Here is a 10,285-nt window from a genome sequence, read left to right as displayed (position 1 = left end):
TGTGCTCGACGCCGTTCACCCTGAGCCGAACGCGAAAGGACGGCGCGTGGGAGGGTCCGGTGACGGAGACCAGCTCGTAGGTCGGCAGGGGGATCCTGCGGGCCTGAAGCCACGTCTGAAGCCTCGACTTGGGGCTGACGTCAGTCTCGGCCCGCACCTCCGCCTCCTGCAGGAACAGCCGTCCGATGACGCCCTCCGCCGCCTGGACGCCGCCGTCCAGGCAGACCGCGCCCAGGAGGGCCTCCACGGCGTCCTCGCACATCGAGGCGGGAAGCGCCTCGTCCCTCACGGAGTGCCCGTGCAGGATCAGGGACGGAAGGTTCAGCTCCCTCGCGCGGTCCAGGAGGGAGCGGCCGCAGACGAGCTCCGCGCGCTTCTGCGTCAGGTCGCCCTCGCTGGCCTCCGGATAGAGCCGGTAGAGGGCGCGGGCCACGACGAAGCCCAGCACGGAGTCCCCCAGGAACTCCAGCCGCTCGTTGCTGACGGCCAGCCCATGCTCGTTGGCGAATGAGGCGTGGCACAGCGCTTCCTCCAGAAGCCCCTCGTCGCGAAAGGAGTACCCCAGGGCGGACTGCAGCGCCGCGAGGTCGCGCCCCTCTACGCGCGCCCTCTCCTGCTCGGAGAGGGCGGCGTCAAGGATATCCCTCAGGAGCGCGCTCTCCGGCATCATTCGCAGCGCTGAAACGCCAGGACGCCGTTGTGCCCGCCAAAGCCGAAGCTGTTCACCAGAAGCCGGTCCACCTTCCGCTCGACGCCCTTGCCCGTGGACAGGGTGATGTCGCACTCCGGGTCCGGCGTCGTGTAGTTCAGGGTCGGGTGGATGTAGTTCTCCTCGATGGCCTGCAGGGAGGCGATGACCTCAAGGCCTCCCGCCGCGCCGAGGCAGTGGCCGATCATGGACTTCGTGGACGTCACCGTCACGTCCTTCGCGCGCTCTCCAAAGACCTTGTGGATCATGAAGGACTCCATCTTGTCGTTCAGTCCCGTGGAGGTGCCGTGCGCGTTGACGTAGTCCACCTGCTCCGGCTGCCAGCCCGCCATCTTCATGGCCTGCCGCGTGGCGTAGGCAGCGCCCTCCGCCTCGGGGTCCGGCGCCGTGATGTGACCGGCGTCACAGGAGGTGCCGTAGCCCACGAGTTCGCCGTAGATGTGAGCGCCACGGGCCTTTGCGTGTTCCAGCTCCTCCAGCACCACGACTCCGGCTCCCTCCCCCATCACGAAGCCGTCCCGGTCCTTGTCGAAGGGGCGGCTGGCCGTTTCCGGGGAATCCATACGGGTGGAGAGGGCCTTCATCGCGGCAAAGCCCGCGATGCTGATGGTGCGCAGCGCGGCCTCCGTCCCTCCTGCGATGATCACGTCCGCGTCGTCGCGCACGATGGTGTGGTAGGCCTCCCCCATGCTGTGCAGCGACGTGGCGCAGGCCGTGACGACGCACAGGTTTGGCCCCTTTGCGCCCAGGACGATCGCCACGTAGGCCGTGGACATGTTGCTGATCATCATGGGGATGAAGTAGGGGCTGACCCGTCGGGACCCCTTGGTCAGCATGGTGTTGAAGTTGTTGAAGGACGTTTCGATCCCGCCCTGGCCGGTGCCGATGTAGACGCCGAGGCGATAGGGGTCCATGGCACTCGTGTCCAGCTTCGCGTCCTCCACGGCCATCATGGCCGCGGCCACGGCGAACTGGATGACGCGGTCGGACCGTTTGGCCTCCTTGCCCGGCATCCAGCGGGTGGGATCGAAGTCCTTGATCTCGGCACCAAACGTCACAGGACAGTCCCCCAGGTCGAACGTCGTGATGGGGCCGATGCCGTTCTTCCCCTCCCGAAGCGCCTTCCAGTAGGCGTCCTTACCCAGGGCGATGGGGCTGACGGGACCGAGGCCCGTCACGACCACTCTTCTCGTTGCGCTCATTGCGCGATCACTCCTGCTCTATGCTCGATATTCTTCCGTGCCTGCGCTGTTCCCAGCCGGGGAAGCTGTCTTCTTCGCCAGGCCCCTCGTGGGGCCGTCAATGGACACGAAGGGGGAAGGACTTCGCCCTCCCCCCTCCGACACAAAAGGCCTACTCCTCGACGCCGATCTTGCTCAGCGTGTAATTCATAGCCTCGCCGACCGAGGTCAGCTTCTCGGCGTCCTCATCGGGGATCTCGATATCGAACTCCTCCTCGATGCCCATGATCAGCTCCACAATATCCAGGGAGTCCGCCCCGAGGTCCTCGACAAACGTCGCCTCCGGAACGATCTGATCCTCCTCAACATCCAGGCGGTCCGTGATGATCTCCTTCAGCCTGGCCAGAACTTCTTCCTTCTTCATCCAGCTCACCTCCCCCCGTAAAACCGTTTGTTGTATATCTAACACATCGTCATGCCGCCGTCAACTGCCAAAACCTGCCCCGTGATGTATGAGCTTCCCTCCGAGGCAAAAAACGCGGCGGCACGGGCCACATCTTCGGGCGTCCCGATGGTCCCCATGGGGATCTGTGCAGCGATCGCGACCTTGACGTCCTCCTTCAGGACCGCCGTCATGCTGGTGTCGATAAAGCCCGGCGCGATGGCGTTGACCGTGATGCCGCGCGCGGCGTACTCCCGCGCTACGGACTTCGTGAAGCCGATGATCCCCGCCTTCGAGGCGCTGTAGTTCGCCTGTCCTGCATTGCCGATGAGCCCCACCACCGAGGCCAGGTTGACGATGCGGCCCCAGCGAGCCCGCGCCATGTCGCGGACGGCCTCCTTCGTGCAGTAGAACACCGAGCTCAGGTTCGCCGCGATCACGGCGTCCCAGTCATCGGGCTTCATCCGGACCAGGAGCCCGTCGCGGGTGATGCCGGCGTTGTTCACCAGCACCTCGACGGGGCCCATGGCCTCCCGGACGGCCTTGAACAGTGCCTCCGCCTGAGAGCGGTCCGAAACGTCCGCGCCGAAGGTTTCCGCGTGGACGCCCAGGGCGGACGCCGCGCGGGCGGTTTCGTCCGCCGCGTCGGCGCTCTTTGCGTAGTTCACCGCCACGTCACAGCCGTTCCGCGCAAGCTCCAAGACGATGGCACGGCCGATGCCCCGGCCCCCTCCTGTGACGAGGGCCACCCGGCGCGCCATCACGCGCCCTCCCGCAGGGCCGTGGCCATGGCTTCGAGCGACTCCGGATCGCCGGCCGCCATCTGCTTCATGCCCTTGCGACAGCGCTTGATCAGCCCGCAGAGGACCTCGCCGGGCCCCAGCTCCAGGAACGTGTCCACGCCGTAATCCGCCATGTAGAGCACGGAGCTCTCCCACAGCACGGGGCTGAAGGTCTGCTCGTAAAGCGCGTCCCGAATCTCCTCAGCCGAAACGACGGCGCTCGCGCTGACGTTGGCCACGATGGGCCACTTCGGTTCCGCCCAGGAACAGCGCTCGAACTCCTCCTTCAGCTTCTCCGCCGCGGGGAGCATCAGGCGGCTGTGGAAGGGCGCGCTGACGTTCAGCATCACGGTCTTTCGGGCCCCCTTCGCCTTGGCGGCGGCAGCGGCCTTCTCCACGAACTCCTTGACGCCGGAGATCACTACCTGCCCCGGCGAGTTGAAGTTCGCCGCCTGACACTCGCCTCCGGGCGCGGCCTCCGCGCACAGGGCCTTCACCTCGTCCGACCCCAGGCCCAGGATGGCTGCCATGGCGCCAACTCCCTCCGGAGCGGCCTCCTGCATCCACCGACCGCGCTTGTTCACCAGCCGGACGGCGTCGCGGAAGGACAGAACCCCCGCAGCAACCAGGGCCGTGTACTCGCCCAGGCTGTGCCCCGCCCCGCAGGCGGGCTTCAGCGCCACGCCCATCTCCTTCTCAAGGACGGAGAGGGCCGCGACGCTCACCGTCATGATGGCAGGCTGAGCGTTGGCCGTCAGGGTCAGTCCCCCCTCCGGCCCCTCGAAGATCAGCTTCGTCAGGTGCGTGGACAGGGCGTCGTCGGCCTCGTCAAAGACCGCCTTCGCAGAGAGGAAGGCCCTGTAGAGCTCCTGGCCCATCCCCACCTGTTGCGCCCCCTGACCGGGGAAACAAAGTGCGTACTTCATCTATATACCGCCTCCTCGCATTGCCCTGCGACGCCATGGCGCGCGGGGTAACTTGAAGTCCTTCTCTGGTTCTGCGAACCCTCTACTCCGCGCCCGCCGCGTCCCGGATGCCGTGCAGCACCCTTCGGGCCTCGTCGAACAGGCCCCGCACGATCTCCCGCGCGGGCAGGATGTCGTTTACCATCGCGGCGCTCTGGCCGGACATCAGGGAGCCCCACTCCGTGTCGCCGTCCACGACGGCCGCCCGGAGCTTACCCATCCCCAGCTTCTCGATCTCCTCCGCGGGCGCGCCCTCGGCCTCCAGCCTCTCGAATTCGGCCGTCAGCTTGTTGCGCAGGCAGCGCACGGGGTGCCCCAGGCTCTGGCCCGTGACTGCCGTGCTGCGGTCCCGCGCGTCGATCACCGCCTGCTTGTAGTTGGGGTGCACCGTACACTCCGAGCAGCAGATGAAGCGGGTGCCCAACTGAACGCCCTCCGCCCCCAGAGCGAACGCTGCAGCCACGCCGCGGCCGTCCGCAATGCCCCCCGCGGCGATGACGGGGATATTCACCGCGCTTGCGATCTGCGGCGTCAGCACCATCGTCGTCAGCTCGCCGATGTGCCCGCCGGCTTCCGTCCCCTCGGCCACGATGGCGTCCGCGCCCTGCTTCTCCGCCCGCTTCGCCTGGGCCACCGAGGCGATCACCGGGATGACGATGGTGCCCAGGGGCTTCAGCCTCTCCAGGACCTTGCCGGGGCTGCCCGCCCCCGTCGCGACGATGCGCAGGCGGTGTTTCGCCGCCAGCTCAAGGGCGTCCGGCGCCGTCGGGGACATCAGCATGATGTTGAGCCCGAAGGGCTTGTCCGTCAGGCTCTTGGCCTTCAGTATCTCCTGCTCCAGCACCTCCGCGGGCGACGCGCCGGCCGCGATGAGCCCCACACCTCCGGCGTTGCTCACGGCTGCCGCCAGGCTGGCGTTGGCCACCCAGGCCATGCCGCCCTGAATCAGTGGGTACTCCGTCCCCAGCAGCTCACAAACTCGATTGTTCCTGATCATAAAACGTCACCTCAATATTCAGCCTGGCCCTGCGCTCCCCTTGACTCCCCCTGCGGCCCCGCTCCAGTGTCCAGCTCCGCTCGAATCTGCCCCACGCCGTCCTCCTCGATGAACCGGCAGGCCGCGGAGATGGCGCCCTTGATGGCGGGCGCTCTGGAGCGGCCGTGGGCCTTGATCACGACCCCCTTCACCCCCAGAAGCGGCGTGCCGCCGTACTTTTCGTAGTTAAAGCGCGACCACAGCGACTTCACCATGGGGATCATGAAGAGCATCCCGACCTTGGGCAGGATGCGGCGCCCCATCTCCTGAGAGATGATGGACTTCGCCCCGTACATCAGCCCCTCGCCGAACTTCAGCACGACGTTCCCCATGAAGCCGTCGCAGACGACGACGTCCGACCGACCCCAGGCGATGTCGTCGCCCTCCGTGTACCCCATGAAGTTCAGTCGGCTCTTCGACAGGAGCTCCCGCGCCCCGGAAACGGACTCGTCCCCCTTGATCTCCTCCGTGCCGTTCGACAGAAGCCGGACCTCAGGGGCCTTCACCTTCATGATCCTCTGCGCGTACACGCTGCCCATCAGCGCGAACTGATAGAGGTTCACGGGCTTGCAGCGCACCGTGGCGCCCACGTCCAGCAGGAAGGTCCAGCGCTCGATGGTGGGCAGCGGCGCCCCAAGCGCCGGCCGGTCGATCCCCGGCAGGCGCCCCACCACCAGCACGCCCCCCGCCACGATGGCCCCCGTGTTGCCGGCGGAAACGCAGCCCTGCGCCTCCCCGCTCCGCACCATCTCCATGGCGACCCGCAGGCTCGAGTTCCGCTTGCTGCGGATGGCCGCCGAGGGGTGCTCGTCCATCCCGATCACCTCATCGGCGTGCCGGATACTCATCCGCGACCGCACCGCCGCAGGGGAGGCATCCACCAGAGGAAGCAGCTTCTCCCGATCCCCCGTCAGGACGACCTCCAGGTCATCGAACTCCGCGCAGGCCTGGGCTGCCCCCTCGCATATCGCCTGAGGGGCGTTGTCCCCCCCCATCGCGTCCACTGCTATGGTCATCTTCTTCATTCAGGAATTGTCCTCTCAAGCTGTCTGGCCGCTCCGCGGGGCGAACGCCGTCCCCGGACGCTCATCTCAACACCTCAACGATGAAGCGGCCGACGAAGATCTCCTTGTCACCCACCCGGGTGCGGACGCTGACGATGCGGCGTCCCTCGCGGTTCACCCCCACCTTCGCGCGGGCGATGAGCGTGTCGCCCACGTGGGCGTGCCCCTTGTACTCACCTCGCATTGAGTCCACGATGACGACCGCGGACTCGATGACCGCCACGGCGATGGAGCTGGCCTGAGAATAGATGTAGTGGTCCCAAACGATGTTCGTGAAGCGAAAGGCCATGTCCCGCGCCGTGCGCAGGACGGACAGGGCCCACCGGTTCGGCTCAAGCTCCAGGAGGTCGCCCACGATCTCGCTCGGGTTGAGGGAGCGAAGCCGGCTGCTCGCCCGTTCCGCCATGGAGCGCACGCGCTTCCGCAGCTCCGGCACCCCCATCATGGCGCGGTCCAGGCGTACCGTACCCAGGCTCACGCCAAGGGACGCGGCCAGCTCCTGATCCGTGGTCATGGGGTCGGCCTCCAGGATCGCCGAAAGACGCTCCTGCCGAAGCTTCCTTGACGTTTCTGCCGTTCTCCCGGAACCGATCGCAAACACCTCCCCCTTCGCAACGCCGTCCATCCATCCTGGAATGGTCCGCAGACCACTCCGTAATTTAGCACCTGGTACTAACATCTGCTTTTAAAAGAAGTATAGGGGGTACGTCCTACGGCGTCAAGGGGGGAGTTCATCCCTCAATCTACAGGTTGAGCGATACCTCACACTCCATTTTTCACCCTGTCAAATTAGCGCATACAATACTCACGGTGCTTTTCCTGCAATTTGTTGACGAGCAACCTATTATCCACCTCTACATGATGTACAGTAGATACAAACAAATCTTCAAACAGCGTTTCTAACTCGTGCTTAAGTAGTAACTTATATTCATCAATGACGATCATATTTGAAGGAATATTTATATAGCTAATCATAGTATCTTCCTTCGTGCGTATCAAAACCGTCGCACTACATTTTTTTTCTTTCCTGCATTGCATAGCAAATCTACTGCCTCATGAAAACTTTCCTCCGGTTTCTGAATCTTCACTGCCACTGGAGCACCCTGATAATATTTTTTCAAAAATCCATCAATCCCTTTACTTCTTTGTACAATCGCACAACCAAATTGCTCCAATATTATAGTTTCAAAATTACTTTTAGTTTTATATGAAGCCTCTCCCAATTTTAATAATCTGGATTCCGTTTTATAAGGATTTTCTAATCGCCTTTCAGCTATCTTTACCGCCTCATGGTTAATATCAATTCCTATTCCTTTCCTTTTAGCTAATTCAGCAGCCACTAACGTTGTTCCACTGCCGCAAAAAGGATCTAGGGCGTGTCATCAAATAAGCCATACTACAATAGCAGCTAGATAAACAGCGCCCAGGAAATGAACAGCTCTCTTGTCGTATCGTGTTGCTATTGCTCGATATTGTTTCAAGCGTGCAAAAAAGTTCTCAATCAAATGACGGGCTCCGTAAAGGTCTTTATCCCGCTCATCGAAAATACGCGGTTCTTTTGCATTGCTCTTAGACGGGATAATAGCTTTCTTCCCAGACTTCTCCAGGAGGCCGATAACCCGTTCTTGTGCATCGTAACCCTTATCCGCGATTACCGTTTCCGCCCCTACTTCGGGCAGAAGCTGGTCCGCTCCTGTAAGATCATGAGCCTGGCCAGGCGTCAGTAAAAAGCTTGTGGGGTTTCCCAGTGCATCAACCGTCGCATGAATTTTGGTGCTGAGACCTCCACGGCTGCGACCAATGGCTTCCTCGTCCGGGCTGCTTTTTTTTTGCCCCCGCGCTATGCTGATGAGCGCGGACAATGGTCGAATCAATCATGGCATATTCGTTGTCGGCGTCTTCCGCCAGCGTCTCGAAGATACGTTTCCAGACCCCGCTCTTGCACCACCGGGAGAAGCGAGTGTGGACGACGCGAAAATCTCCGAAACGTTCAGGAAGATCTCGCCATGGGATTCCGGCACGGTAACGGAATAAGACCGCTTCAACAAAAAGGCGGTTATCCTTGCCGTTGGCACCAACATAGCCGGGTTGTCCCGGCAGAAAATCCTTGATGCGTTCCCATTGGTCATCCCGCAAAGCGTAACGGCGTGTCATCTGAGTGCTTTTCTCCCCTGACAATTATAAGTTCACCTAACTTCAACCTCAGCTCTACTTTACTGTCTCTATCCAAATTTTGTCAATCGATGACACGCCCTAGACAATTCCGCGCTTCATAAACTCCCGATAAAAGCATAAACAACCTTGCCCTTGCCATCGTAATAAGAAGCCCTCTCCTCTGGAGCGTTGAAAAAATTATCATACATTATTACCTTTGCTTCAAACTTCTCCTTAATTTCATCCTGATATCGCAGAACTTCGTCACGGCCCAAATCATCAGAAAAATATAAAGCAAGTTTTTCCGTATCAAAACACAGATAATACCGATCACTTTTTACCAACGGATACACCACCCCCAGCTCCCACAATCTCTGGCCCCTACAGTTATAAGAAGATACGACACTTGACCAGGAACGGTCAGCCACTTCGTCCAGAAATATCTTTTGATCGAAGGAAACGCCTGCAAATGCGTCTTTACAACGCCTGAAATTGACCTGTCTTGAACGATAAAGAATTATGGCTTCCCTACATAACTCAGACGGATGATAATAAAACGAAAAACGAATCCTAGTATCAAGACTAAGACCTACCACAAACAGAGATGCCGCTGCGAACGCTATGGCCCTTCTCTTAGGCCTCGGAGTATTTGAAGGAGGAACAGACCAAAAAACTACGGTCAAGACCGGAAAGAACGAAAGAGAAAGCGCTCCCCCTATATATCCCCCCGGGCGCAGGGATTCATCAGCAGTTCCCCATAAGCACACCAGAGCCACAACGGATAGGACCACAAGCAAGCACTTTGCTATAGAAAAACTCTTTTTACTGGTGCTGAAACAAGCAAGAACAAAGGTACCCAATGAAACAAGCACCCCGACCCAGTAGGTTGCATACGCCGCTTTTATCCATGGTATGCTTTCATGATAGCGCTGCATGAACTCACAGCGCTCGATAAAAGCATCCAGGGGGATGGACAGTGCCACAACAAAAAACGCCAAAAACGTCATGGCAGAAAAAATTTTGTTCCTGATTGAAGCGTTCCCCTCATCTGTCATTTCTCCACGCCTCCTTGATATGTTTCCGAACTCCGGTTTTGCACCATTGGGAGAAGTGAGTGTAGACCATGCGAAAATTTCGAAAACGTTCAGGAATATCTCGTCATGAGATTCCGGCGGTGCTTCGACGAAAAGGCGGTTATCCTTGTTGTTGACACCGACATAGCTGGGCTACCTCGGTAGAAAATTCTTGATTCGTTCCACTGGGGCATCCCGCAAGGAGTAACGGCGTGTCATCTGAGCGTTTTTCTCCCTTGACGGTATACGTTGCCCAACTTCGGCCTATGGACCATCTTACTGTCTTTATCCTAACTTTGTCAATTGATGACACGCCCTAGTCCCTAGTGTATTAGGAATTCTCACCTTGGCAGCATCAGGATATTTATGTTTTATGCACATACCAGCAACTTCTTCTAAAAAAGCTCCCGCATACTTATATAGAAAACGTCCTTTATTCTGATACAAATCAATAAGGGTACCTTCTTCATTGGTAACTCCTAATACCCTATACAACAAATAATGTGAAGTATCATCGTTTTTCATTTCTTCAATTCGTGTATCTACTTGATTTTTAAGATCATAGGCATATTTATTCGCAAGGCATTTAATTTTTTCACATATATCCATGTTTAATCTCCTTCTGAAATATCCCGATCAAAATAACCATCAATGGCCACTTTAAGGCACAGTCGAGCGTTCAGTCTCCGGTTCGTACCGCCACGGAACCACGCAGACAATTTTTCACCCTGAGCCTGGGGCCCGTGTGCGGGGTCCCATGCTGCCATCCACGTAAAAGACAGTTCCCACTGCAAAGTACCTTCAATCAATAGCCTAAAACTCCTTTTTTACTACCATGAGCCGTCGGGAGCTCCGCCAAAGACCACGGACAGCAGAGCG

Annotated in this window: 11 protein-coding genes and 1 pseudogene; all 12 read right to left on the bottom strand. The window is 59.5% G+C overall.

Annotation, left to right across the window (positions count from 1 at the left end; genetic code table 11):
• On the bottom strand, positions 1-670 hold a 670-nt coding region (rnc, locus tag ACO41U_RS08740; RefSeq protein ID WP_485943220.1), incomplete at its 3' end, for a ribonuclease III.
• Positions 667-1,911 carry a beta-ketoacyl-ACP synthase II gene (gene fabF, locus ACO41U_RS08735; protein WP_485943218.1) on the bottom strand — a complete coding sequence of 415 codons (1,245 nt, stop codon included), beginning with the start codon at positions 1,909-1,911 and terminating at the stop codon, positions 667-669. The genes rnc and fabF, both read right to left, overlap by 4 nt.
• Positions 1,912-2,062: 151 nt before the next feature.
• Positions 2,063-2,314, bottom strand: a complete 252-nt coding sequence (gene acpP, locus ACO41U_RS08730) for an acyl carrier protein (protein WP_485943216.1) — start codon at positions 2,312-2,314, stop codon at positions 2,063-2,065.
• A 38-nt stretch (positions 2,315-2,352) separates the two neighbouring features.
• Positions 2,353-3,093, bottom strand: coding sequence for a 3-oxoacyl-[acyl-carrier-protein] reductase (fabG, locus tag ACO41U_RS08725; protein WP_485943214.1), 741 nt, complete (start codon positions 3,091-3,093; stop codon positions 2,353-2,355).
• On the bottom strand, positions 3,093-4,040 hold the full coding sequence (fabD, locus tag ACO41U_RS08720) for an ACP S-malonyltransferase (RefSeq protein ID WP_485943212.1): 948 nt from the start codon (positions 4,038-4,040) through the stop codon (positions 3,093-3,095). The genes fabG and fabD overlap by 1 nt, the downstream gene beginning before the upstream one ends.
• 82 nt (positions 4,041-4,122) lie before the next feature.
• Positions 4,123-5,076: a nitronate monooxygenase gene (locus ACO41U_RS08715; RefSeq protein WP_298778021.1), complete on the bottom strand. Its 954-nt coding sequence runs from the start codon at positions 5,074-5,076 to the stop codon at positions 4,123-4,125.
• An 11-nt stretch (positions 5,077-5,087) separates the two neighbouring features.
• Positions 5,088-6,131, bottom strand: coding sequence for a phosphate acyltransferase PlsX (gene plsX / locus ACO41U_RS08710; protein ID WP_485943222.1), 1,044 nt, complete (start codon positions 6,129-6,131; stop codon positions 5,088-5,090).
• 70 nt (positions 6,132-6,201) lie between these two features.
• On the bottom strand, positions 6,202-6,804 hold the full coding sequence (gene fapR / locus ACO41U_RS08705; protein WP_485943210.1) for a transcription factor FapR: 603 nt from the start codon (positions 6,802-6,804) through the stop codon (positions 6,202-6,204).
• Between the two features lie 370 nt (positions 6,805-7,174).
• Positions 7,175-7,540 (bottom strand): annotated as a pseudogene (locus ACO41U_RS08700) (DNA methyltransferase); the annotation flags it as partial.
• Between the two features lie 21 nt (positions 7,541-7,561).
• Positions 7,562-8,333, bottom strand: a protein-coding gene (locus ACO41U_RS08695; RefSeq protein ID WP_485943208.1) for an IS5 family transposase whose coding sequence is annotated in 2 segments (ribosomal slippage) — positions 7,562-7,987 and positions 7,989-8,333 — 771 coding nt in all. Because the reading frame shifts where the segments join, the coding sequence is not laid out codon by codon here.
• 116 nt (positions 8,334-8,449) lie between these two features.
• Entirely contained in the window at positions 8,450-9,388 is a 939-nt protein-coding gene (locus ACO41U_RS08690; protein WP_485943206.1) for a hypothetical protein, read from the bottom strand.
• A 303-nt stretch (positions 9,389-9,691) separates the two neighbouring features.
• The gene (locus ACO41U_RS08685; protein WP_485943204.1) at positions 9,692-10,015 is read right to left on the bottom strand and encodes an ApaLI family restriction endonuclease; all 324 of its coding nucleotides are present in this window, start codon (positions 10,013-10,015) and stop codon (positions 9,692-9,694) included.
• Positions 10,016-10,285: the final 270 nt, after the last annotated feature.

The sequence above is a fragment of the Fretibacterium sp. genome, assembly GCF_057312375.1.
This window is presented reverse-complemented; position numbering and strand designations above follow the sequence as displayed.

Bases quoted from the DNA above. Each gene is read 5' to 3' on its own strand.
- plsX (WP_485943222.1), bottom strand. From the start codon at position 6,131: ATGACCATAGCAGTGGACGCGATGGGGGGGGACAACGCCCCTCAGGCG.
- fabD (WP_485943212.1), bottom strand. From the start codon at position 4,040: ATGAAGTACGCACTTTGTTTCCCCGGTCAGGGGGCGCAACAGGTGGGG.
- ACO41U_RS08715 (WP_298778021.1), bottom strand. From the start codon at position 5,076: ATGATCAGGAACAATCGAGTTTGTGAGCTGCTGGGGACGGAGTACCCA.
- ACO41U_RS08685 (WP_485943204.1), bottom strand. From the start codon at position 10,015: ATGGATATATGTGAAAAAATTAAATGCCTTGCGAATAAATATGCCTAT.
- fabF (WP_485943218.1), bottom strand. From the start codon at position 1,911: ATGAGCGCAACGAGAAGAGTGGTCGTGACGGGCCTCGGTCCCGTCAGC.
- ACO41U_RS08690 (WP_485943206.1), bottom strand. From the start codon at position 9,388: ATGACAGATGAGGGGAACGCTTCAATCAGGAACAAAATTTTTTCTGCC.
- fabG (WP_485943214.1), bottom strand. From the start codon at position 3,093: ATGGCGCGCCGGGTGGCCCTCGTCACAGGAGGGGGCCGGGGCATCGGC.
- fapR (WP_485943210.1), bottom strand. From the start codon at position 6,804: ATGGACGGCGTTGCGAAGGGGGAGGTGTTTGCGATCGGTTCCGGGAGA.
- acpP (WP_485943216.1), bottom strand. From the start codon at position 2,314: ATGAAGAAGGAAGAAGTTCTGGCCAGGCTGAAGGAGATCATCACGGAC.